The following is a 21518-nucleotide window of genomic DNA, read 5'->3' on the forward strand; positions in this document are numbered from 1 at the left end:
CAACGACCTAAAAGCGGGGCTGCTCATCGTCATTGCGTCCTTGGCTGGTAAAGTTAACAACAACAGCACGCGCAATAATAATAATACAGTAGCGGTTTATTCCGCGATGAGTGGCAACACAGCCTCGGTTTCTGCGCTCAGCACCTTCCTCCGCTTTCGACGGGTTGTAACGGCCGTCTCGTGATCGATTCGGACAAACTGATCAGGGGCCTTCGTCGAGCCGGTGATTCGCTTGACTTCGGCCGCATCATGCTGGGCTAGAGCGCGCGCGATGCGCATCTGCCCCAGGAAGTGTTCCGAGGGGATGAGCACGTAGTTTATGTCCACGTAGGCTGCGCCGTTCTTGATGATGTCCTTCTCGACCGAAGCCAAAATGCCTTTCTCGATTAGCGCCTCGCATGCCTTGGTGATCCACGACAACATGGCCCGCAATCGGGACCACGGCGTCATCCCGCTGTTACGGACAATTTGTGTGGCACTGATCGACAGGTTTTCCTCGCCGTTCTGAATGCCCCAGGCCAAGCGCTTGTAGAGCCACCGGCTCGCCGGGTTGTCGATCCGCATCAGACATTCGTAGTCGAGCCGGTGGAACTGCAATTGGCGGATCGCCTTGGCAACGAGCGGGTTGAACTCCAGGTAGGTTCGCTCCACCTGCCGCTCGCCCTCCGCTCCCGCGCGAGACGCCAACGCCATGACTGGGAAGGCAGACGAGTGCAGCAGTTCCTCGCCGCCAGCACCAACGGCTTTGATCTGGATGGAGGCCAGATGGAGGATGGTCAGGGCCTCCTTGAGTTCCTGGAGATTCAGCCCATGTCCGACGCGGCGCAACTCCTCCAGAACCTCGTACAACGAGAAATCCATCTGGATCCTGTCCTCCTTCGACAGGCGCAGGCGCGCCCGCTCGGTCGCGATCCGACGGATGACCTCCTCGACGATCTGTTCGCGCTCGCCCGGGTACACCTCCAATTCGGTCATTTCGCCGTCGGAGCCACGGCGCTCGATAAGGACCGGCCGGATCGTCACCCCGTAGGTCGCGCCGCCGAAGTCGAAGTCGCGCTTGATCATGCGGCGGGATCTTGTAGAGGGCTTTACCATGACAGGTTGCGCACTGGCGGCCTGTTCTCCAGCCTTCCGCTTGGCGCCGTTGTCCCTGCTTTTCTTAGTGCCAAAGAACACGAAGCGTGGCGCCTGGTCGTAGATGCCAACGGCGTTGGTGTCACGCGCCCGGCCCTGCCCGTCGTCCGGCGTCTCCCACAGGGTCAACTGCAGGGAGGTCATCTGGGCCTTGCCGTCACACGTCTCGCGGTCGCCGGTCATGCTCTCACTCCAATCGCTCGAGCGACCGTAACGCCGCCCGTGGGAGGTCGGCAACCATGTCGGTGCCGTCTCGCCGATCGGCTATGTTGGAACCAGGTGCGGACCTGTTGGAGCCAGGAGCGGTTCGGTTGGACCTAGGTGCGGGGCAGCCAACTCAGGAAAACCTCGCGCGCGAAGGGCCGCGCGTGGAGGCGAATCGCATGGGCGAATCCCAATCGCAGAAATCACGCACCTGGACTTCCAGCCACCTCCCCTCGGCCGCACCTGGCTCCAACAGGACACATCCCGCCGCGTGGAGACGGGCATTTCACAGCGGCCTCAATCCCGCTCCTGGTTCCAACAGAGTCGATCGAGCATTTTCTAGGCGTGTCGGGGGCCCCGCTCCTGGTTCCAACCTACCCGTGATCGGAGAGGAGCGACGTTCCGGCCGAACGGATGGTACCGCCGCTCCTGGGTCCAACAGGAGAGGCTTGACTCTTCCAAAGGCACTCCTGTTTCCAAAAGGTCCCAGTCTGCCACGCGGAATACCACACGAAACGCACCTAATTCCAACAGGATTGCCATCTCGTGGCGCACCTAAGAACAACCCGATGATCGACTCGGGGCGCGCTGTTGGGGCAACCGAGTCCGCAGCGTCCCGATTCGCAAAAATCGCCGCACCCAGGTCCAACCGAATCGCTCCTGGTTCCAACAGGGGTGCACCTACGACCAACAGGTCCGCACCTGGCTCCAACAGAACCGCACCTGAGACCAACATATGGGACTTGGTGGCGGTTTGGTACTTTGCCCCATCCCGAGGAATCCTGGCCGCAAGATCGCTGGCCTTCCTGGCACCACACCTCGCGGAGTTTCCCGATGCCATCCACAAGCGTTACCGAACGTCCCGATACCGGGCGCTGGGGTCGCATCCCGGCCTGGTGGCTGGAACACCCCGATCTCGACGCCGACGGGTTCGCCGTCCTAGCCGCCTTGGCCACCTTCGCCGACGAGACCGGCCTGTGCTGGCCATCGCAGTCCACTCTGGCGGCGAAACTGAAGCGGTCCCGTCCAACGATCAACCGCATCCTGCAGCGCCTCGACGACATTGGGCTGGTCAGTATTGAGCATCGTCGCGGCCGCGACGGCGCCCGCCTGTCCTGCCTGTATCGCCTGCGGTTCGTCCAGGACGGCGGGGAAGGGGTGCGCGAGCCCGCCGAGCACGCTGTGCGGGCAGCCGACAGGGATGACTCGGAGGCGCACACCCCCTGTTCGCAGGCGAGTCAGGAACAGCTCCATCCGGAACAGACTCCTGACTCGCTCGCTTCGAGCGGGCGCGAGCCGGTGCGCGATGTGCCTGTGGACTGGATGCCGACCACCGACGATCTAACCTGGGCACGAGTCCGTCACGCTGAGGTCGACCTCGGCCGCCACGTCGAGGGTTTCATCCTCCGCTGCCAAGCCCACGGCTACCGTTACCGCGACATCTCGTCTGCCTGGCGCGCTTGGCTGGCCCAGGATGCAGCCGCCAGCAAGGCACCAATCCTCCGCAACACGCCCTTTGCCGGCGCCGCGGCTATGCCCCCGAGCCGCACGCGACAAACCGCCGCCGAACAGCGCTTCAGCGCCTGGGCCGCCGCCGCCGCCGAATTGCGCCAGCGCACCGCGGCAACATCCACGTCCTAATTGTGAGGTCGGCAATGCCCGCTCCGAACATCACCGCTTTCCCGAGCCCCCGCTCGCCGCTGCCGTTCGACCCGGCCATGCCCGCGGCCGACCGTCATTCTCTCCTGATCGGAGCCTTACCGCCGCCACTCCAGGACCTGCTGGTCGCCGGACCCGTCGAACGCCGCCCGCGTTTCTCCGACGACGGTTTCGACGGCGTGACCGAGACCTGGTCGCCGCCGGCCGGTGTGACAGTCCAGCACGCCGCAATGGCGCAGCGCGCCCTGGACGATCTGGCGATGATGGCCCTGGCCCCGGCGCCGACGGATCACGTCCTTGCGCGAGTGTTGGCCCTGCTAAGCCACTACCCGGCGAAAAACATGACGCCCGACGTCGAGCGGCTGGTGGCGTTGGACTGGGCCGAGGATCTAGGCGAGTACCCGGCTTGGGCCATCGACGCCGCGGCGAGGGTTTGGCGCCGGAGCAAAAAGTGGCGGCCATCCATCGCGGAGATGCGGGCCTTGTGCGACGACCTCTGCGCCGGAGAGCGCAAGCTGGCCGAGCGGCTGCAGGCGGTTGTTCAGGCCGGCCAGCAGAACCGGGTCCAAGGCGGGGCAGCCAAGGCGCTGACGGCGGGGGCGATCCGGCGGATGAGTTGAGGGCAGGGGGCGGACAGGTACTGCGCTTATTAGGGCACTGTCACGGGAACTGAGCCGGTATGCAGTACCCCCCAGTTCGACGTTCGCTTACGCGGCCATGGTCGCGAATAGCCAGGCGGCCATGGCCTGTGCCCTGAAGATGCGCAGGGTGCGGCGGGAAACCAGGTGGCGCTGAAGGTTGAAGGTGTTGTAGACGGCGGGGTGCAGAGAGACGAAACGCTGGGCCGAGCCTGGAGACTTGAAGCGCTGCATCTTCCTTTCGCGTCGCCTGAGCGGCTGATGCGAGACTTCGGCCCGGCAGTTCTTGCGCCGGCCTTGTTCATGGTGTGCGCCGTCAGGCCGATCTCACGAAACGCAGCCCCATAGGAGCGCAGCTTGTCAGAAGCTGTTCGTAGACGTCACGCGCTGCCGGCTTGGGTGTCGAACCGGCGCAGGCGTCGGGAGAGGATGGAGATGAAGGCGATCTGGACGAAGACAACGAGGTGCTCCTTTGTCCGCTCGACAATGGTGTTCAATCGACGGTAGCGGGTGATCCAGCTGAAGGAGCGCTCCACGACCCAGGCGATTTCGGTCAGGATGAACACGCCGTCGCGACCGCGGGCAACCGGCTGGATGCTGATGCCGAGCGCCGCTCCGGCCTTGGCCAGGCGCTCGCCGCGAAGCCGAGATCGCCAATCGCTGGTCCTTGGAACCCCCGTCCGGCGAGTTGGCGCAGCACCGGCACGATGCCCTTGGTGTCGTGCACGTTGGCGGACGTGGCGTCGATCGCCAGCGGGATCCCGTGCTTCTCGACGGCGATGCTGATCTTCACCCCGCGAATCTTCTTACCCCCGTCCACGCCGCGCGCGAAGCAACTCGGGGCCAAAGGGCAGGTCCGGCTGTCGATCACCACCGTGCTCGGTTCCGCGGTATCGCCGCAGGCCAGACGCCACATCCGGCGCAGCCGGTCGAGCAGCCGGCGCCACAGCCTGAGCCGGGTCCAGCGGGCAAACAGAGAGTACAACGTGCCGAACAGGATGCCGGTGAGCTGCCCGATCGCGCGCCATTGCATGCCGCAGAAACATACGCACCAGATCGCCATAATCGCCTTGCGCAGCGCCGCTCCGGTGAGAGGCGCTTTGGGCCCGGTGCGGGCTGGACGGGTGCCGTCACTCCCATCGCCGTCAGCTCGACCAGCACTTCCTCGACAATGGCATCGACATCCGAGAACGCGTCCCAGGAGGCTGGGGTGGTGCTTGCGGGACGAATGGCAGTGCCCATAGAGTGCGGGTCCAAGCGGTGTTATCGAGGGCGGCAGACCGACCAGATCACGCTCCTGCCGTAACACCCTTACTCAGCTTGAAGTAGCATCCCGGCTAAAGCCGGATGGGACGCACCCGCTGCGAACAGGTTTTCACACGGGTCTCCGTAGGCACAAGCAATAAAGCTCATCGAAGAAAAGCGCCTGCGTAAAGCGCGCACGCTTTCTGGCTGCAGACTTCCACCTGAGGGGGTAGCGTGGCGAAAACGCCGCAGGCGCCTTACAATACCCCGAGCCTGTCGCGAGACTTGGCGATTGGCGGCGCACTTGGATATAGGGTGATGCTGGTAGATTCCACCTGGACTTTGGCATCAGGGTAGGCCGCCAACGCCATGCGAAGCGCCTCAGTGAAAGCGGGCTTAAAATTGCGCATCGCGTTGAACCCAGCGCCGAACTGGGCCATTAGTGCCGGCCAAGAGACTGGCGTGGGTTTGCTAAGGCTGTGAAGGCGATAGGCGAGCCAAACATAGATATCGATTGCCATCGACTTGTTGCCGATCTCCCGGAGGGCTGTTTCGCTGACCGGCACAGGATGGTCTATCAGGGAGCGGTAGAAGGCGTCGTTTAGGGTTACCTTGTCCTGCCAAAGGGTCGGTTGATTGTCATCGTTCAGCATTCCGGCTAAATCAAAGTATTCTTCGACAAAAGCACCTTTAGCGACCCGATCGGCGTGGCCGTGATCGGTGAAGAAGGTTAGGCGGCATGCGGAAATACGACGGGCCTGTTCAGTAACCATCTTATACGTGGCTCCGCCGATGGATGCCATTCCCATGTTCTTCATCCAGCCCTTGAGGGATCCGCCGAGTTCGACTTCACGGCATCGAGTACGGACAGCTTGGGTTTGAAGGTAGATGAGAATCATGCGAGCTTTTGACCCATACGGGATGCCGACCACATTGCCTTGGCGGTCACGGCCTGATTCGACCATCAAGGTAATCCGATGGCCCTCACGGCGCCAGAAAGGCTCTATAATGTCTTTGTGAGGTAATGAGGTCAGAGCAAAGCCGGCATGACAAATACCGAGCGTCTCGCTTTCTTCTGCCAAAACAGCAGCGGCGATCTCCAACTGGCGCCGCTCGGCTTTGTCGACGACAAGCTCGCGGGCGGCTTCGAGGCCATGATCAATCAGCAGCTTATGAATGTTCCTCATGTGACCCATTTCCTCATCGACCTGAGGGATCGTCAACGGTGGAATCTACCAGGGCAGGCTATTCGAAGTTATTTGGTTCAACCTATTTGCTTGTCTGGCAGATTCCACTGAGCGACTCGGTACTGTGCTGGTAAATTCCACCCATCTGGCTTTCAGATTCCACTGAGCAATTATCTCCGGCTGCTGGCGCCTTGGCCGTCCAGTGGAATCTACCAGCGCGGTTGGCCGAATCGGGGTCTTCTCAGCGGTGGAATGTATCAGCGCATGCGACTCGGGGGTTGCCTTCTGTACCTAGCCGGCGGTGGAATCTACCAGCAAACCGGCAACGGCAGGATCAGTGGAATCTACCAGCACCTGGTTCGTACGTCCGGAATGCTGAGTGGAATCTACCAGCAAGGTGATGTGACGTACTGTAAGAGTTATCCCTGCCAGGGCGGGATGATCATGTCCTTGGTCACCATGATGGTGAAGCGGTAGCCGGGGCGGACCTCCAGGGTTGGAGCGACGTTCAGACCCTTGCGGGCATACTCCGCGCCGAGCTGGCCCATCTGCTGACCGAGACTGCCGGCGATGATCTGCTGCGCGTCATAGCCGCCGCGGGTGTTGCCGCGCTGCTGCGGCTGGGAGAGCTGGACGCCGGCCGAGAAGATCGACAGCAGCAGGGGGCTTTGTCACGAAAACGGGGCCGGCGCGCAGCATGCTTCGATTTCCCGACAGGCTCACGCCGCAGCGGTGGCTGCTTGCCAGTCGGCCCTGGCCCGCGCCCGGAAGGTGCGCAGGGTACGACGGGATACCAGGTGGCGTTGGAGGTTGAAGCAATTGTAGACGGCGGCGTGCAGGGAAACGAAGCGCTGAGCGGACGCGGGCGATTTGAACCGCTGCATCTTCCGCTCGCGTCGCCGCACCGGCTGGTGCGAGACTTCGGCGCGGTTGTTCGTTCGACGCCCTTGTTCATGGTGGGCGGTCAAACCGAGTTCGCGGAAAGCGGCCCTGTAGGACCGGAGCTTGTCGGTCGTGACCTGGGTGGGCGCGAAACCGTGCTTCTTCAGCAGCTTGCGCATCAACTTCAACGCCGCAGCCTTGTCGCGTCGGCGCTGGACGAGCACCTCCAGCACCTCGCCTTCATCATCGACGGCCCGCCACAAGTACATGAGCCGGCCGCCGACCCTGATCACCATCTCGTCCAGGTGCCAGGGTGGGCTGGGCTTGGGACGCAATCGCCGCAGGTTGCCGGCGATGGCCGGTCCAAACGTCAGGACCCAGCGGCGGATGGTCTCGTAGGATACGTCCACGCCGCGTTCGGCCAGCAGCTCCTCGACATCCCGGTAGCTTAGTGTGAACCGGAGATAGAGCCAGATTGCATGCTGGATGATCGCGGGCGGGAAGTGGTGGCGGGCATACGAGAGCGGCGGCATCCCGCGAGGTTACCGTCACGACCGACAGGCCACCATCGTTGATGTGACAATGCCCCCGCGACATGCGGGGCGAGGCGCGCCTCGTCGAACGCGCCTTCAACGTCGGACCCTGCGTGCTCGCCGAGGCCGTGCAGTTCATCAGCCAGCAGCTCGAACTCCAGGACGCATAGCATCGGCGGTGATGCCCGTAACCATCATCTCGCGCCTGCCGGCAAACTTTGCAACAGAGCCACATTGAGCGCAGCGAGGACGGCATCCGCGGTGTGGCCGCAGTGGTCTGCCAGGAGACTGCCGGCCGCCGCTGCATCGCGCCGCCGGAGCGCCACCATGAAGCTCTCATGTTCGCTCAGGGAGTCGCGCCAGCGGTTGGCATCATAATTGGCCAGTGACCGGGCGCGGAGGATCTTTGAGGCGAAGCCAGCATAGGTGACTTCCAGAGATGGGTTGCGCGCCATTGCGACGATCCAGGCGTGTATCTGACGATTGGTCATGAAATATGCCAGCCGGTCGCCGGCTTCGAATTGAGCGTGAAGCAGGGCATGGAGCCGGTCAAGTTCGGCGAACTCCTCCACCGTGCCCCTCTGGCAGGCAAGTCCGCCTGCAAGCGCTTCCAGCGCCTCCATCACTTCGAAGACGGCGGCGATTTCCTTTGGATCGATGAGCGTCACCACGGCGCCGCGGTGCGGGCGAAGTTCCACCAGCCCCTCCGCCGCCAGGACGCGGAGCGCTTCCCGCAAGGGCGTGCGGGATACCCCGAGCTGCTCGCACAGCTGGACCTCCGGTACGCGGCTGCCCGGACGCAATTCGCCGGAAAGGATCATCGCGCGCAGTTCCGCGACGGCGCCGTGATGCAGTGTTTCACGGCGGATCGGCCCGGCGGAGGCCTTGGCGGTCTTCACGGTGTCCATGGTCGATCCGGCGATGCCCATTGTGCTGAATGATTGTGCAGTGATGCGCGAACGATGCCATGCGCTTAAAAACAAGGCAAGAGCGGACGCTGGCGCATGTTCATCACGGATTAGCATACGCAGTTGATATAACGAGATAAATTACAAATCACCATATTGTATACAATTTGGCACGCGGCTTGCGACTGTCGGATCATCGCAACCGCATCAGGGAATTTCGCCCATGTCGCTTCGATCCTTCACGTTTGGCGCCGTCACCAGCGTGGTCCTCGCCCTGTCCGCGGCTGCCGTGACCGCCCAAGCCGCCGACACGGAAGCGGTGAAGCTGGGATTCGCCAAATGCGCCCACTGCCTGCCGATGGCGCTGACGCCGGACTTGGCGACGGGCGTCAAGATCGAGGCGATCAACTTCAATTCCGGCAACGACGTGCTGACGGCGTTGGTGTCCAAGAGCATCGATGTGGCGCAGGTCACCTACCTCCACTACATCACCGCTCTCGACAAAGGGTTCGACGTGGTGGCCATCTCCGGTCAGGTGAATGGCGGCTCGGAGATTCTGACCGCCAAGGGGATCGAGCTGAAAGCGGACGACTGGACCGGGCTGAAGGCGCTGATCGCCGATCGCAAGGCGAAGGGAGAGCCGCTGCGCGTCGCTGCGTCGCGCGGGAACGCCCAGGACATCCACATGCGCGGCGCCTTCCTGAAGAACGGCATCGACGCCAACAAGGACGTGCAGTTCGTCAACATCCCAAACCCATCCGACCATGCCGCCGCCCTCCAGCGCGGCGAGGTCGACGTGATCTGCACGGTCGAGCCCTTCGCCTCGCAGATCCGCGGCAGCGGGGTGGGCCGGCACTTCACGCTTCCCTACGATCAGGCCGCCGGCAACCTGACCAACCTGATCGTCACCCGGTCCGACGTGATCAAGGAGCATCCCAAGGCGGTCGAGGCGACCGTCGCGTCCGTCGTGGCACTGGTCGACAAGCTGAAGGCGGACAAGGGCGCCTGGGTCGACACCATCAACAAGTACACCGGTATGGACAAGACGGTCGCCGCGGAAGCGCTGAAGAACGCCTCGCCCGACTATGCCATGCACAAGGACAGCACGCTGGCCATCGCCGCGATGATGCGCGACCTGAAATACATCAGCCACGACGTCTCCGCCGCTGCCGAAAAGAACCTCGACTATAAGTTCCTGGAGACCGTCACGAACAAGCCGAAGACCGAGCTGGGATTCTGATCCGCAACCGGCTGCATCCGGCCAGATGTTTTATGGGACAGGAGTCCGGTTCATGACGGCGATATGGAAATCCTGGGAACGTGCTGTCGTTCCCCTCTTCATCCTGGGGGCGTGGGAAGCCGTGTCGCGCTCCGGCCTTCTGCCCGCGGCGCTGCTGCCGCCGCCGACGGTGGTTCTGCATGCGTGGGGCGACTGGGTGTTCGGCTTCGACGAGACCGCACAGGCCAACAGCGGACGCTGGCTGGCCGACGCGCTGTCCAGCGCCTTGCGGGTCGCCGCCGGCTACGGCATCGCGGCGGTCAGCGGCATCCTGCTGGGCATCGCCATCGGCTGGTGGCGCTGGGTCGAACGGACGGTGGAGCCGACCATCCAGATGCTGCGCCCGGTTCCGCCGGTGTCCTGGATTCCGCTGGCGATCATCTGGTTCGGCATCGCCAACAAGCCGGCCATCTTCCTGGTCTTCCTCGGTGCCTTCTTCCCCATCCTGATGAACACCATCCACGGGGTGAAGACGGCCGACCGCAACCTGATCCGCGCCGCCTCCATGATGGGCGCCACCGAACAGCAGCTTCTGCGCCATGTGGTGTTCCCGGCGGCCCTGCCCAGCATCTTCGCCGGGCTGCGTATCGGCATTGGTGCCGCCTGGATGCTCACGGTCACGGCGGAGATGGTCGCGGTCAAGAGCGGGCTGGGGTACGTGTTGTGGGACAGCTATTACTTCCTGCGCTATGACCTCGTTCTCGCCTCCATGGCCAGCATCGGCCTGCTCGGCTACGCGACCGACGGCCTGATCAAGCTCCTGATGTCCGTGGCGCTGCACTGGCAGCACGGATCCACCCTGCAAAGCCGGGAGGGCTGACGCCATGGCCTCCATCGAGCTGAAGAACATCACCAAGATTTTCCGTGACGCCAAGCGCAAGCGCGATCTGCTGGCCATCGACGATGTCAGCCTTTCGGTGGAACCGAACCAGTTCCTTTGCCTGCTGGGCTCGTCGGGCTGCGGCAAGTCAACGCTGCTCAACATGATCGCCGGCTTCGAGAAGCCGACCAGCGGCAGCGTGACGGTCGGCGGCAAGCCGGTGGACGGGCCGGGCGCCGACCGCGGCATGGTCTTCCAGCAGGCCAACCTGATGCCCTGGCTGCCGGTGTGGGAGAACGTCGCCTTCCATCTGCGGCTGAAGGGCTGGCGCAAGGCTGACCGCCGCGCGGCGGCGCAGGAATACATCGACATGGTGGGCCTGCGCGGCTTCGAGAACCATTTCCCGGCCGAACTGTCGGGCGGCATGAGCCAGCGTGTCGGCATCGCCCGCGCCCTGCTGCTGAACCCGCAGGTCATCCTGATGGACGAGCCGTTCGCGGCGCTGGATGCCCAGACCAAGATGGACATGCAGGAAGAGTTGGTCGCCATCTGGCAGAAGCAGCGCTGCACCATCGTCTTCGTCACCCACAGCGTGGACGAGGCGCTGGTGCTGGGCACCCAGGTCGCCGTTCTGACCAGCCGGCCGGGACGGGTGCGCGAACTGATCGACCTCGACCTGCCGCGCCCGCGCGACATCACCAGCCAGCAGTTCAACGACCACAAGCGCCACATCCTGAACCTGATCCGCGAGGAAGGGATGCAGCAGCGCAAGGAGGCACGTCCGGACTCCTTGGCGGTCAGCCGGCAGGGTGCGACGGCATGACCCCGGCCGCGCCCCCGACCCGGCCCCCGCTCGACCTGCTGCTGACCGGCGTCACCGCCATCACAGGCGACCCGATGCTGGGCATCATCGAGGACGCCGCCATCGGCATCCGCGACGGCCGGATCGCCCATCTGGCCCCGGTCTCCGCCGGACTGCCGGCGGCGGAGCGCACGCTGTATCGTCCCGGCCGGCTGGCAACGCCGGGCTTCGTCAACGCCCACCTCCATGCGGTGCTGGTGATGGTGCGCGGCGTCGCCGCCGACCTGGGGTTTGCCCCGTCCTACACCCCCGGTGTTCCCAAGGGCACCGACGCCACGCCGGAGGAGGCGCGGGCGCTGGCCCGGCTCGGCGTGGCCGAGGCGCTGCTGTCAGGTTCCACCCTGGTCTGCGACCATTTCGTCCATGCCGAGGCGACGCTTGACGCCATCGCGGAATTGGGGCTGCGGGTCCATGCCGGCTGGCGGGTGCACGACGTGGATTTCGCCCGCGTGCCGCAGGGGGAGTGGCGCTTCGATGCCGGGATCGGCGAGGATCTGCTGCGACGGACGCTCGACCTGCACGACCGCTGGCACGGGGCTCAGGATGGGCGCATCGAGGTGCAGATGGCCGCCCATGCGCCGGACACCTGTTCGCCCGGCTTCCTGCGGACACTCGGCACCGAGGCGTCGGCCCGCGGGATGCGCGTCAACACTCATCTGGCGCAAAGCCGGGTGGAGGTGGAGCGCGTCCGCGCGTCCACCGGCCTGTCGCCCGCGGCCCTGCTGGAGGAGGTCGGGCTGCTGAACGACCGGCTTCTCGCCACCCATTGCCTCTATGTCGATGACGACGACATCACCCGATTAGCCCATGCCGGCGCCCATGCGGTGCATGTGCCCAAATGCAACGCCGCATCCGGCAGGCTCGCGCCGACCCCCGCCCTGAAGGCGGCGGGGGTTAATCTGGCGCTGTGCACCGACACCCAGCATGGCGACATGGTGGAGACGATGCGCTGGGCGCTCGCCACCGCCCGCATCGGCCAAGGCGGCGTCACCGCCGACTGGCAGCCGGCCGACGTCTTCCGCATGGCTACACTGGGCGGGGCCGAGGCCGTCGGCATGGCCGACCGGATCGGCACGCTGACCGTTGGCAAATGCGCCGATCTGGTGGTGTTCGACAGCCGCCGTCCGCACCTGCGCCCGCAGATCAATCCACTCGGCACGCTGGTCCACACCGGCCAGGGCCGCGACGTGGAGATGGTGATGGTGGACGGCGAGATTCTGGTGGAAGACGGCCGCCTGCTGCGCGCCGACTTGGAGCGGATCTGCATCGAGGCCGACGAGGCCGCCCGCGCGCTGTGGGCGCGCGCCTGAGCCCCCCTGAGAACAAGAAACGCCTGAAGCGATAAGGACCGAACATGAGCATGCCCGACCTGACCAAGCGCGTCCTTCTGGGGATGCTGACCCCGTCGTCCAACACGGTTCTCGAGCCGGTGACCTCCGCCATGCTGAGCGGGCTGCCGGAGGTGTCGGCCCATTTCGGCCGCTTCACCGTCAAGGAAATCTCGCTGCGCGCCGCGGCGCTGGACCAGTTCACCGATGCGCCCTTCCTCGACGCCGCCCGCCTGCTGGCCGACGCGAAACTGAACGTGATCGGTTGGAACGGCACCTCGGCCGGCTGGCTCGGCTTCGATGCCGACGAGAGGCTGTGCCGCACCATCGCGGCGGAGACCGGCATCCCGGCCTGCACCTCCATGCTGGCGCTGAACGAGATTCTGCAGACGACGGGGCGCAAGCGCTTCGCCATCGTCAGCCCCTATCTCGACGAAATCCAGGAACGGATGGTCGCCAACTACAATGCCGCCGGCTTCGAAGTCGTGGCGGAGCGTCATCTGAACGACCGCGGCAACTTCTCCTTCTCCGAGATCACCGAGGAGCGGATCGAGCGCATGTGCGCCGAAGTGGCGGAGGCGAAGCCGGAGGCCATCGCCATCATCTGCACCAACATGCGCGGCGCTCCGGTGGCCGAGCGGGTGGAAAAGGCGCTGGGCATCCCCGTCTACGATACCGTGTCCACCGTGGTGTGGAAGGCACTGCGCATGACCGGCGTCGACACCCGCCGTGTCGAGGGCTGGGGCAGCCTGTTCCGGGAACTGCACGGCTGACCGGTTGATGGCTGAAACAGGGGAGGGGAACATGGAATTCGATCTGGTCATCCGCAACGGCACGATCGCCACCGCGTCGGACGTGTTCAAGGCCGATGTCGGCGTGCGCGGCGGGACGATCGCCGCGCTGGGCGCCGGCCTCGCCCCCGGAGGTGAGGAGATCGACGCAGCCGGTCTGCTGGTCCTGCCCGGCGGCGTCGACGGACATGTCCATTTCGACCAGCCGACCGGCGACGGTTCGGTGATGGCCGACGATTTCCTGACCGGCACCCGCTCCGCCGCATTCGGCGGCACCACCACGGTGCTTCCCTTCGCCTGCCAGGAAAAGGGCCGGTCGCTGCGCGAGGCAGTGGACGACTATCACCGGCGCGCCGCCAGCAAGCCGGTCATCGACTACGCCTTCCACCTGATCGTCACCGATCCGACCGAACAGGTGCTGGGGCAGGAGTTGCCGGCGCTGATCCGCGAGGGCTACACGTCCTTCAAGATCTACATGACCTACGATGCGCTGAAGCTGAACGATCGCCAGATCCTGGAGGTTCTCGACATCGCCCGCAGCGAGGGCGCCATGGTGATGATGCATGCGGAGAACGCCGACTGCATCGCCTGGCTGACCGAAAAGCTGGAGCGCGCCGGGCAGACCGCTCCCTTCTTCCATGGCGTCTCCCGCCCGCGGGTGGCGGAGCGCGAGGCCACCCACCGGGCCATCTCGCTGGCCGAACTGGTGGACGTGCCGATCCTGATCGTCCATGTCTCCGGCGCTGATGCGGTGGAGCAGATCCGCTGGGCGCAGGGACGCGGCCTGCGGATTTACGCCGAGACCTGTCCGCAATATCTGTTCCTCACCGCCGACGATCTGGGCGGGGAAGGCTTCGACGGAGCCAAGTGCATCTGCTCGCCGCCGCCGCGCGATGCCGCCAATCAGGCCGTAATCTGGGACGGGCTGACCGGCGGCACCTTCCAGGTCTTCTCATCCGACCATGCGCCGTTCCATTTCGGCGGCCCGGGCGGCAAGAAGGTCCATGGCGAGAAAGCGCCCTTCCGCTGCGTGCCCAACGGCATTCCGGGGGTGGAGACGCGCCTGCCGCTGCTGTTCTCCGCTGGCGTGATGACCGGGCGGATGGAGTTGACCAAGTTCGTGGAGCTCACCGCCACCAACCCGGCCCGCATGTATGGCCTGCATCCGCGCAAGGGCACGATCGCGGTCGGGGCCGACGCCGACATCGCCCTGTGGGACCCGACCCGGCGGGTGACCGTCACGAACGCCATGCTGCACCACAATGTGGACTACACCCCCTATGAGGGGATGGAGGTCACCGGCTGGCCGGTGGCGACGATCTCCCGTGGGGCGGTGGTGTGCCGCGACGGCGCGCTTCTGGCTCAGCCCGGCCGCGGCCAATTCCTGCCCTGCGGCCTGCCGGCCCCAGCGCGTCCCAAAAGCGCCCCAGCGCCGGTTCTGCCGTTTTGATGCACTCCCTCTCCCGGGGCGGGAGAGGGCGATCCTCGCCGGCTTAAGGACGGTCGCTACCCAGCCCGCCGTGCCTTTGGCGAGGCGCAGGCTGCGGCCACCACCTCGCCGGTGCGGCCGACATGGTGCATGAACAGGCGCTGGGCGGTCTCGCCGTCGCGGGCCTCCATCGCTGCCAGGATCTCGCGGTGTTCCAGCACCGACTCCTTCCAGCGGCCCTGGGCGCCCAGCGCGAAATAGCGTGCCCGCGCCAGCCGGCCGAGCAGCCGGTCATGCGCATCCACCAATGCCGGATTCTTGGCGCCGGACACGATCAGCCGGTGGATCTTCTGGTTGATCGAGAAATACTCCTCAAGAACCCCGGCCCCCTGCAACGCTTCGATCCTGTCTTGGAAGCCGCGCAGACGGCGCAGGTCGGCGGCGGTCATGCGTTCGGCGGCCAGCCTCGCGGCGAAGCTCTCGATGCAGCCCTCAGCCTCGAACAGGTGGATCAGCTCGTCGGCGTTGAGCGGTGCAACGATGGCGTTGCGGTTGGGACGCAGCATCACCAGCCCGTCGGCCGCCAGCAGCTTCAGCGCCTCGCGCAGGGGCGTGCGGGAAATGCCGAGCTTCTCGCTCAGCTCCGGCTCGATCAGGCGGGCCGACGGCGGCAGCTCGCCATAGATGATCATGGCGCGCAAACGTTCCACCGCCATCTCCGCCAGCGGCGGCGGAGGCACCGTGCGGCGGCGCCGGGGGGCGGCTTCGGTTTCGGAGGCGTCTCTGGGAACGTCGTTGTCCATGCTCATCCGGGGTGTCCTTGCCCGCCGGCGGCGAGCACCGTTTCAATATGGGCGGCGAAGCGCAGCACCCGGCGGTCCCGCCCGCGTGGGGCGACGACCTGCATCCCTACGGGCAGCCCGTCACGGCCGATGCCGCAGGGCAGGCTGATCGCCGGAACCTTGGCGTGATTGAACAACGGGGTGAAGACGGCATGGGCCCGCGGCGGCACCGCCTGCCCTCCGATGGCTTCCGGACCCAACCGGTCCAGCGGCCAGGCGACGCAGGGCGTCGTCGGGCCAATCAGCAGGTCCGCGTCGGTGAAGAAGGCGGCGAGTGCGCGTGCGACCTCCACCCCCAGCAACTGCGCCGCCGCGACCTCCGCCCCCGTCAGAGTCAGGCCGCGTTCGATCTGCACGGCGATGTCGGGATCGAACAGCGTCGGGTCGTGACGGAAGGCGTCGCCGTAGAGGGCGGCCAGTCCGGCATGCTGCAAGGGCATCAGCGCCGTTTCTGTCACCCCGGCCGGCCAGGACGGATCGCGCCGGACGATGCGCCCGCCCGCCCGTTCCAGTGCGTCCACCGTGCCTTTGACCGCCTGCCGCACATCCTCGTCGACCGGTGCATCCAGGCCGAAGCGGGGGCTGTAGGCGACGGTCAGGCATTCGGGCGGTCGGGTGGCCGCAGGGGCGACGGCGATGGACTCGGGATCGCGCGGATCGGGGCCGCAAAGCGCCTCGAACATCAGCGCCGCGTCGGCGACATCGGCGGCGATCGGGGCCATCACGGCGATGCCGGTGAAGGGTTCGGCGAAGCCGGGGCCGTAGGGGATGGCGCCGAAGGACGGCTTGAACCCGACCGCGCCGACATGGGCGGGTGGGCGGCGGCTCGACCCGCCGGCATCGGTGCCGAGCGCCAGCGGCACCAGCCCGGCGGCCACCGCCACGGCAGGCCCGCCGCTCGACCCGCCGGGGGTCAGGGTCGGATCCTGCGGGTGGTGCGTTGGTCCGAACAGTGGGTTGGTGGTGACGCCCTTGCAGGCGAATTCGGAGCTGTTGGCCATCCCGACGATGACGGCGCCGGCAGTGCGCAACCGCTCCACCGCGATGGCGTCAGCCGGAGCACGGAAGTCCGCGAACAGGCGTGACCCTTGTGTGACGCGGCGGCCGGCGACCCAGATGGTGTCCTTGACCGCGACCGGGACACCGGCCAGCAACGGCTTTTCTCCGGCGGCCAGCCGGCGGTCGATGGCATCCGCCTCGGCCAGCGCTTTGGCCTCATCGACGGAGACGAAGGCGTTCAGCGCCGGGTTGCCGATGGCGATGCGGACCAGCGCCGCTTCTGTTTCGGCGCGGGCGCTGCTGCGGCCGGTGCGCACGGCTTCGGCAATGGCGCGCGCACGCGGAGGATTGGTCATCGCTTGTCTCCGAGAAGGCTGAGGCCGGCCAGCGCCGCCAGCAGACCCACGGCGATATAGCCGGTGGCGAGGTCGCTGACCGCGGCGGCGGCGACCAGCAGGATCGGTCCGGCGATCAGCCCGGCAAAGCCGCCAACCATGACGGCGCCGGTCGCCTCGCCGATGCGGCCGGCGGGCGCCAGCCTTGCGACCTCGGCCACGAACACGCCGTTCCAGCCGCTGGCGGTCAGTCCGAACAGGAAAGTCGCCATTGTCAGCACCGGGAAGGGCAGGGAGGCTCCGGCCCATCCCACCAGGATCGATGCTGCGGCCATGCCCAGCCCCAGCAGGCCGACCAGCCGGCGTGGCGCCATCCAGCGCGATGCCACCACGCCCCAGCCGAGCCGTCCCACCAGACCGCCGGCTTGCCCGGCAGCCAGCGCTACCCCGGCGGACACATGCTCCAGACCCAGTTCCGCCACCGCGAAAACCACGAAAAAGCCGTTCAGCGTCAGTTGGCTGGCGGAATAGGGGAGGGCCGCTAGCGCCATCCGTCGCAGCGCCGGATCGCCGCGCAGCAGTTGAATCGCCGTACCCAGACCGAAACCAGCGGCGGCATTGCGGGTCAACGGATCATAGACAGGCCGCAGCCGCTCGAAGACCGGAATGCAGGCCAGCGCCAGCATCGCGATGACCGCATAGCCGGCGCGGGGATCCAGGGCGACGGCCAGAAGCGGCAGAGCAAGCGATCCAGCCATGGCGCCGATCTGGTTGCCTGTCTGGCGGACGGAAAACACCATCGGCCGGTCGGCTTCCCGAACCAGCCGGCCGAGGATCGCGGCACTGGCCGGTGTTTCAGGTCCGCAGGCAAGGCCGATGGCGATTCCAGCGGCCAGCAGCGCTGCGGCGCTCCCGCCCATCATCGCGCACAGCATGGCGGCAGCGACCGCCGCCGCACAGAGGCTGGCGACCCGGAAGGGCCCGAGACGCCCGGCCAGCACGCCCCCATACAGCGACGCCGCCATCCCGACCGCGAAGCCGGTTGTGGTGAACAGGCCCAGCCCCGCCGGATCAATCCCCAATCGGGGCGCCAGTACCCCCGGTGCGAACAGGGCAAGCGCGACCAGCGCCTGCAGGCCGGTCATGCCGGCCAGCGCCGGAAGGAGCGGGGGAAGCCGTGGAACTGGCGTCGCGGTCGCCGTGTCGGCTACCATCGCGGCGAACCGAAGACGGAGGCGGCATGGCAGGCGGAGTTTCGATCCATGGCGTGGACGTGGCGCGCGGCGTCGCGGCCCAGGGCATGCGGGTGGAGCTTTACGCGCTGACTCCGGAGCGTCGGCTGCTGGCCACGGGCGACCTCGGCGCCAACGGACAGCTCGACCATCCAACTGTGCGCGGCGAGGGCATCGCGGAAGGCCCGCACGAGGTGCTGTTCCATGTCGGCGACTGGCTGCGCGCGGCCGGCTATGCCGAGGAGCAGGCCCGCTTCCTCGACATCGTTCCGTTCCGTTTTGTCGTCACCGACCTCGACCGCCATCTCCATCTGCCCTTCAAGTTCACGCCCTACGGGGTTTCGCTCTTTTTGGGTGTATGACACGGGTCAGGTCAACCGTTTGGAAAGGCCGGCGACACGTTCCATCACCAGCATCAGCGCGATGGTGGCGACGATCAGCACGCCGGACAGCGCTGCGACGGTGACGTCCAGCCGGCCTTCCAGATCCTGCCACATGCGGATCGGCAGCATGTCGGTGGCGGCGTCGCGCAGGAAAAGCGAGACGGGGACGTTGTCGAAGGACGCCATGAAGGCGATGAATCCGCCGGCCATGATGCCGGGTCGGATCAGCGGAAGGGTGACGCGGCGGAAGCCGTACCAGCGCCCCGCACCCAGGCTGGACGACGCCTCCAGCAGCGACGGGTTCATCTGGGCTAGCGACGCCACCGTGTTGCGCACCACGAATGGCACGGAGACGACCGTGTGGCCGATGATGAGCGTCAGCGGCGACACCGGCACCCCGATCATCGAAAAGAACATCAGCGACGACAGGCCGAAGGCCAGCGCCGGTAGCACCAGCGGCGACAGGAACAGGCTGTCAAGAACCTTGGCGGTCAGCGTCGGCGACCTTGCGATGCCCAGCGAGGCGGAGACGCCGAGCAGGACCGACAGACCGGTCGCCCAAGCGGCCACCTTCAGGCTGTTCATCATGGCGAACTGGAGCTGCCAGGCATTCCACAGCTCCCCATACCAGCGCAGCGAATAGCCGGGCGGCGGGAATTTCAGGGAATAACCGCTGGTGAAGGATACCCAGATGACCACCACGGTGGGGGCGACCAGCAGGACCAGGGCCATCAGCGCGATCCCGGTCATGACGATGCGGAAGCTGAGCGCGTCGAAATCGATGCGGCGACCGGCAATATTGGACATGACAGCCTCCCCTGGTCAGGCGTTGGCATAGCCGCGCGACAGGCGGCCCAGCGCGTTGAAGATCGAAACCACCACCAGCACCGACACCAGGAAGACGATGGAGATCGCTGCGGCGAAGGGCCAGTTCTGCAGGGTGGAGGCCTGCTGGTAGATGTACATCGGCATGAACAGCATCTGGCCGCCGCCGATCAGGCTCTGCGTGATGAAGGCGGTGATCGCCGCGGCATAAGTCAGCAGGCAGCCGGCGACGATGCCCGGCAGCGACAGCGGCAGGAGCACCTTGCGGAAGGTCCGCCAATGCCCGGCCCCCAGCACCGACGAGGCATCGGCGAGGTTCGGATCGATGCGGCTGAGCGCCGTGATGATCGGCAGCACCATCAGCGGCATCTGCACTTGCGCCAGTGCCACGACTACGCCACCGTCGGTGTAGAGCAGCTTAAGCGGCGTATCGATCAGCCCCAGCCAAGCCAGCGTGGCGTTGACGATGCCCTGGCGGCCCAGGATGACCACCCAGGCGAAGGTGCGCACCACCACGCTGGTCAGCAACGGCAGCAACACCAGCAGCATGATCAGCCCCCTGGCCCAGCCGGGGGAGCGCTGGTGCAGCCATGCCACCGGATAGCCCAGCAGCAGGGTCAGCACCGTCACCTTCACCCCCAGCCACAGGGTGGAGCCCAGAACCCCCAGGCTGAAGCTGTCGCCCAGGAAATTGACATATTGAGTCAGCCCGTAATGGCCGCCCTGCTGGTCGGTTTGGAAACTCAGCGCCAGCAGGATCACCAGCGGCGTGACGAAGAACAGGACGAAGCCCGCCGCCAGCGGAGCCGCGAGCTTCAGGTCGTAGGTGGTGACGTCGCGCAACGTCGCGGCCATGGGGCGCCTCCTCCGGCTGGCGGGCTTGTGGGATGGTCAGACGCGGATTTCGCGGTTGAACCGCTCGATCCAGGCCGCGCGCTGCTCGTTGATCTTGCCCCAGTCCTGGAACACGAACTTCTTGGCGATCTCGGCATGATCCTTGGCAAGCGTCTTGGCCAGTTCGCCCTTGATCGCGACCTTGGTGTTGGTCGGCACGATCAGATAGGGCTCCTCCATCAGCGTGGCCTGCACCTCGGGCGACAGGGCGGCTTCGATCAGCTTGAAGGCCAGCTCCTTGTTGGGGGAGTTCTTGACGATGTGGATGGTCGTCTTGAAGGCGATGGCGCCTTCCTTGGGGATGACGAACTCCACCGGAACGCCGCGCGCCTTCAGGATCTGGATGGCGTTGAAGTTGCCGGGGGAAATGTCGATCTGGCCCTGCTGGAACAGGGTGGCGAGCTGTCCGGGGTTGGCGGCGACGGCGGCAAGGCTGGGGCGCAGTGCCTCGATCGCCTTGAAGGCCGGGTCGATGTTGGCTTCCGAACCGCCATGCATCTTGGCGAGTTCGACCATGAAGCCGGTGCCGAGGGTCGAGTTCAGGTTGGTAATGCCGACGCGGCCCTTGAATTCAGGCTTCCACAGGTCGGCCCAGGAGGTCGGCGGCGTCTTCACCGTCTCGGGGTTGTAGGTGATGCCGACCACCTGGAAGAAGGGCGCCGGCCCCATCGGGACCTGCGCAGCCGGGATCAGGTCCTTGTAGTGGGCGCTTTTCTCGACCGGATAGGGTTCGACGAGATCCTGCGCGATGGCCTGCAGCGCCGGACCCGGATCATGCAGCATGACGTCGATCGGCGGGTTGGACTTGGCGGCGTTGACCTTGGCGATCTGGTCGACCGACAGCATCGGGTCCAGAACGATGTTGGCATTGTCTGCCGCCTTGCGGAAGGCGGGGACGAGCACCGCCTTGTGGGCTTCCTCCCAGCTGCCGGTGAAGGTCGCGAAGACCAGCGGGCGCGCCTGCGCCCAGGTCAGGCCGGGGAAGGCGTGCATGGCACCCAGCGTCAGCGCTGTCTGCATCAGATTGCGGCGGGTCAGCAGCATCGTTCACTCCTGAAGGTGAGAGGAGGCCTGAAGGTGAGAGGAGGTGGGCGGATCTAAGGGGCAAT

22 protein-coding genes and 1 pseudogene are annotated in these 21518 nt (G+C 65.9%); 9 read left to right on the forward strand and 14 right to left on the reverse strand.

The genetic code is table 11. The features are described 5' to 3' along the window. Positions 1 to 96: 96 nt before the first annotated feature. Positions 97 to 1317, reverse strand: coding sequence for a hypothetical protein (locus ACCD06_RS23475; protein WP_109156418.1), 1221 nt, complete (start codon positions 1315 to 1317; stop codon positions 97 to 99). A gap of 855 nt (positions 1318 to 2172) precedes the next feature. On the opposite strand from ACCD06_RS23475, the gene ACCD06_RS23480 reads away from it, so the two are divergent. Both ACCD06_RS23480 and ACCD06_RS23485 read left to right on the forward strand, forming a co-directional pair. Continuing rightward, complete coding sequence (locus ACCD06_RS23480) at positions 2173 to 2979, forward strand: helix-turn-helix domain-containing protein (RefSeq protein ID WP_413343920.1); 807 nt, start codon at positions 2173 to 2175, stop codon at positions 2977 to 2979. 14 nt (positions 2980 to 2993) lie between these two features. Then, positions 2994 to 3617 (forward strand): hypothetical protein, encoded by a 624-nt coding sequence (locus ACCD06_RS23485; protein ID WP_413343922.1) that lies wholly within the window; start codon positions 2994 to 2996, stop codon positions 3615 to 3617. An 87-nt stretch (positions 3618 to 3704) separates the two neighbouring features. Here ACCD06_RS23485 and ACCD06_RS23490 read toward each other — a convergent pair. The 7 genes and pseudogenes from ACCD06_RS23490 to ACCD06_RS23520 form a co-directional block, all read right to left on the reverse strand. Next, positions 3705 to 4000 (reverse strand): annotated as a pseudogene (locus ACCD06_RS23490) (DDE-type integrase/transposase/recombinase); the annotation flags it as partial. A 15-nt stretch (positions 4001 to 4015) separates the two neighbouring features. Then, a complete protein-coding gene (locus ACCD06_RS23495; protein ID WP_413343924.1) occupies positions 4016 to 4201 on the reverse strand; it encodes a hypothetical protein in 186 nt (61 codons plus the stop codon). After that, on the reverse strand, positions 4189 to 4698 hold the full coding sequence (locus ACCD06_RS23500) for a transposase (protein WP_109156415.1): 510 nt from the start codon (positions 4696 to 4698) through the stop codon (positions 4189 to 4191). The genes ACCD06_RS23495 and ACCD06_RS23500 overlap by 13 nt, the downstream gene beginning before the upstream one ends. A 439-nt stretch (positions 4699 to 5137) precedes the next feature. Further along, positions 5138 to 6067 carry a replication protein RepA gene (locus ACCD06_RS23505; protein ID WP_109156425.1) on the reverse strand — a complete coding sequence of 310 codons (930 nt, stop codon included), beginning with the start codon at positions 6065 to 6067 and terminating at the stop codon, positions 5138 to 5140. Between the two features lie 419 nt (positions 6068 to 6486). Beyond that, positions 6487 to 6729 carry a TrbI/VirB10 family protein gene (locus ACCD06_RS23510; protein WP_413344087.1) on the reverse strand — a complete coding sequence of 81 codons (243 nt, stop codon included), beginning with the start codon at positions 6727 to 6729 and terminating at the stop codon, positions 6487 to 6489. A 57-nt stretch (positions 6730 to 6786) separates the two neighbouring features. Continuing rightward, positions 6787 to 7482 carry an IS6 family transposase gene (locus ACCD06_RS23515; RefSeq protein ID WP_413343926.1) on the reverse strand — a complete coding sequence of 232 codons (696 nt, stop codon included), beginning with the start codon at positions 7480 to 7482 and terminating at the stop codon, positions 6787 to 6789. Positions 7483 to 7676: 194 nt separating this feature from the next. Beyond that, positions 7677 to 8390, reverse strand: coding sequence for a GntR family transcriptional regulator (locus ACCD06_RS23520; RefSeq protein ID WP_109157137.1), 714 nt, complete (start codon positions 8388 to 8390; stop codon positions 7677 to 7679). Between the two features lie 223 nt (positions 8391 to 8613). On the opposite strand from ACCD06_RS23520, the gene ACCD06_RS23525 reads away from it, so the two are divergent. From ACCD06_RS23525 to hydA, 6 genes are read left to right on the forward strand one after another with little or no spacing between them, the layout of a single operon-like run. Continuing rightward, complete coding sequence (locus ACCD06_RS23525; protein ID WP_109157135.1) at positions 8614 to 9630, forward strand: ABC transporter substrate-binding protein; 1017 nt, start codon at positions 8614 to 8616, stop codon at positions 9628 to 9630. Between the two features lie 52 nt (positions 9631 to 9682). After that, positions 9683 to 10489, forward strand: coding sequence for an ABC transporter permease (locus tag ACCD06_RS23530; RefSeq protein ID WP_109157134.1), 807 nt, complete (start codon positions 9683 to 9685; stop codon positions 10487 to 10489). Positions 10490 to 10493: 4 nt separating this feature from the next. Continuing rightward, positions 10494 to 11312, forward strand: coding sequence for an ABC transporter ATP-binding protein (locus ACCD06_RS23535; protein WP_109157133.1), 819 nt, complete (start codon positions 10494 to 10496; stop codon positions 11310 to 11312). After that, on the forward strand, positions 11309 to 12661 hold the full coding sequence (locus tag ACCD06_RS23540) for an amidohydrolase family protein (protein WP_109157132.1): 1353 nt from the start codon (positions 11309 to 11311) through the stop codon (positions 12659 to 12661). The genes ACCD06_RS23535 and ACCD06_RS23540 overlap by 4 nt, the downstream gene beginning before the upstream one ends. Before the next feature lie 44 nt (positions 12662 to 12705). Continuing rightward, positions 12706 to 13452 (forward strand): aspartate/glutamate racemase family protein, encoded by a 747-nt coding sequence (locus ACCD06_RS23545; RefSeq protein WP_247871579.1) that lies wholly within the window; start codon positions 12706 to 12708, stop codon positions 13450 to 13452. A 31-nt stretch (positions 13453 to 13483) separates the two neighbouring features. Further along, the gene (gene hydA, locus ACCD06_RS23550) at positions 13484 to 14920 is read left to right on the forward strand and encodes a dihydropyrimidinase (RefSeq protein ID WP_413343931.1); all 1437 of its coding nucleotides are present in this window, start codon (positions 13484 to 13486) and stop codon (positions 14918 to 14920) included. Positions 14921 to 14976: 56 nt separating this feature from the next. Here hydA and ACCD06_RS23555 read toward each other — a convergent pair whose 3' ends face one another. Genes ACCD06_RS23555 through ACCD06_RS23565 form a run of 3 tightly spaced genes read right to left on the reverse strand, consistent with a single transcriptional unit; the run spans position 14977 to position 18289 of the window. After that, positions 14977 to 15708 (reverse strand): GntR family transcriptional regulator, encoded by a 732-nt coding sequence (locus tag ACCD06_RS23555; RefSeq protein WP_109157130.1) that lies wholly within the window; start codon positions 15706 to 15708, stop codon positions 14977 to 14979. Next, complete coding sequence (locus ACCD06_RS23560; RefSeq protein WP_413343933.1) at positions 15705 to 17096, reverse strand: amidase; 1392 nt, start codon at positions 17094 to 17096, stop codon at positions 15705 to 15707. The genes ACCD06_RS23555 and ACCD06_RS23560 overlap by 4 nt, the downstream gene beginning before the upstream one ends. Further along, entirely contained in the window at positions 17093 to 18289 is a 1197-nt protein-coding gene (locus ACCD06_RS23565; RefSeq protein WP_109157128.1) for an MFS transporter, read from the reverse strand. Before ACCD06_RS23565 ends, ACCD06_RS23560 begins: the two co-directional genes overlap by 4 nt. 26 nt (positions 18290 to 18315) lie before the next feature. Between ACCD06_RS23565 and ACCD06_RS23570 the strand changes: the two genes are divergently transcribed. Then, positions 18316 to 18669: a hydroxyisourate hydrolase gene (locus ACCD06_RS23570; protein ID WP_413343936.1), complete on the forward strand. Its 354-nt coding sequence runs from the start codon at positions 18316 to 18318 to the stop codon at positions 18667 to 18669. Positions 18670 to 18675: 6 nt separating this feature from the next. Here the strand turns inward: ACCD06_RS23570 and ACCD06_RS23575 are convergent, their stop codons facing one another. The 3 genes from ACCD06_RS23575 to ACCD06_RS23585 are packed head-to-tail and all read right to left on the reverse strand — an operon-like array spanning position 18676 to position 21453. Continuing rightward, the gene (locus ACCD06_RS23575; protein ID WP_109157126.1) at positions 18676 to 19497 is read right to left on the reverse strand and encodes an ABC transporter permease; all 822 of its coding nucleotides are present in this window, start codon (positions 19495 to 19497) and stop codon (positions 18676 to 18678) included. A gap of 15 nt (positions 19498 to 19512) precedes the next feature. Further along, complete coding sequence (locus tag ACCD06_RS23580) at positions 19513 to 20370, reverse strand: ABC transporter permease (RefSeq protein WP_109152112.1); 858 nt, start codon at positions 20368 to 20370, stop codon at positions 19513 to 19515. 36 nt (positions 20371 to 20406) lie between these two features. Beyond that, positions 20407 to 21453, reverse strand: a complete 1047-nt coding sequence (locus ACCD06_RS23585) for an ABC transporter substrate-binding protein (RefSeq protein ID WP_413343939.1) — start codon at positions 21451 to 21453, stop codon at positions 20407 to 20409. Positions 21454 to 21518: the final 65 nt, after the last annotated feature.

Origin of the sequence: Azospirillum sp. CT11-132, from assembly GCF_047302835.1 — a bacterium.
In the GTDB taxonomy this organism is placed as follows: domain Bacteria; phylum Pseudomonadota; class Alphaproteobacteria; order Azospirillales; family Azospirillaceae; genus Azospirillum.

Excerpts from the sequence above, each read along its gene's own strand:
- ACCD06_RS23475 (WP_109156418.1), bottom strand. The coding sequence starts at position 1,317 with ATGACCGGCGACCGCGAGACGTGTGACGGCAAGGCCCAGATGACCTCC.
- ACCD06_RS23480 (WP_413343920.1), top strand. The coding sequence starts at position 2,173 with ATGCCATCCACAAGCGTTACCGAACGTCCCGATACCGGGCGCTGGGGT.
- ACCD06_RS23485 (WP_413343922.1), top strand. The coding sequence starts at position 2,994 with ATGCCCGCTCCGAACATCACCGCTTTCCCGAGCCCCCGCTCGCCGCTG.
- ACCD06_RS23500 (WP_109156415.1), bottom strand. The coding sequence starts at position 4,698 with ATGGCGATCTGGTGCGTATGTTTCTGCGGCATGCAATGGCGCGCGATC.
- ACCD06_RS23505 (WP_109156425.1), bottom strand. The coding sequence starts at position 6,067 with ATGAGGAACATTCATAAGCTGCTGATTGATCATGGCCTCGAAGCCGCC.
- ACCD06_RS23515 (WP_413343926.1), bottom strand. The coding sequence starts at position 7,482 with ATGCCGCCGCTCTCGTATGCCCGCCACCACTTCCCGCCCGCGATCATC.
- ACCD06_RS23520 (WP_109157137.1), bottom strand. The coding sequence starts at position 8,390 with ATGGACACCGTGAAGACCGCCAAGGCCTCCGCCGGGCCGATCCGCCGT.
- ACCD06_RS23525 (WP_109157135.1), top strand. The coding sequence starts at position 8,614 with ATGTCGCTTCGATCCTTCACGTTTGGCGCCGTCACCAGCGTGGTCCTC.
- ACCD06_RS23530 (WP_109157134.1), top strand. The coding sequence starts at position 9,683 with ATGACGGCGATATGGAAATCCTGGGAACGTGCTGTCGTTCCCCTCTTC.
- ACCD06_RS23535 (WP_109157133.1), top strand. The coding sequence starts at position 10,494 with ATGGCCTCCATCGAGCTGAAGAACATCACCAAGATTTTCCGTGACGCC.
- ACCD06_RS23540 (WP_109157132.1), top strand. The coding sequence starts at position 11,309 with ATGACCCCGGCCGCGCCCCCGACCCGGCCCCCGCTCGACCTGCTGCTG.
- ACCD06_RS23545 (WP_247871579.1), top strand. The coding sequence starts at position 12,706 with ATGAGCATGCCCGACCTGACCAAGCGCGTCCTTCTGGGGATGCTGACC.
- hydA (WP_413343931.1), top strand. The coding sequence starts at position 13,484 with ATGGAATTCGATCTGGTCATCCGCAACGGCACGATCGCCACCGCGTCG.
- ACCD06_RS23555 (WP_109157130.1), bottom strand. The coding sequence starts at position 15,708 with ATGAGCATGGACAACGACGTTCCCAGAGACGCCTCCGAAACCGAAGCC.
- ACCD06_RS23560 (WP_413343933.1), bottom strand. The coding sequence starts at position 17,096 with ATGACCAATCCTCCGCGTGCGCGCGCCATTGCCGAAGCCGTGCGCACC.
- ACCD06_RS23565 (WP_109157128.1), bottom strand. The coding sequence starts at position 18,289 with ATGGTAGCCGACACGGCGACCGCGACGCCAGTTCCACGGCTTCCCCCG.
- ACCD06_RS23570 (WP_413343936.1), top strand. The coding sequence starts at position 18,316 with ATGGCAGGCGGAGTTTCGATCCATGGCGTGGACGTGGCGCGCGGCGTC.
- ACCD06_RS23575 (WP_109157126.1), bottom strand. The coding sequence starts at position 19,497 with ATGTCCAATATTGCCGGTCGCCGCATCGATTTCGACGCGCTCAGCTTC.
- ACCD06_RS23580 (WP_109152112.1), bottom strand. The coding sequence starts at position 20,370 with ATGGCCGCGACGTTGCGCGACGTCACCACCTACGACCTGAAGCTCGCG.
- ACCD06_RS23585 (WP_413343939.1), bottom strand. The coding sequence starts at position 21,453 with ATGCTGCTGACCCGCCGCAATCTGATGCAGACAGCGCTGACGCTGGGT.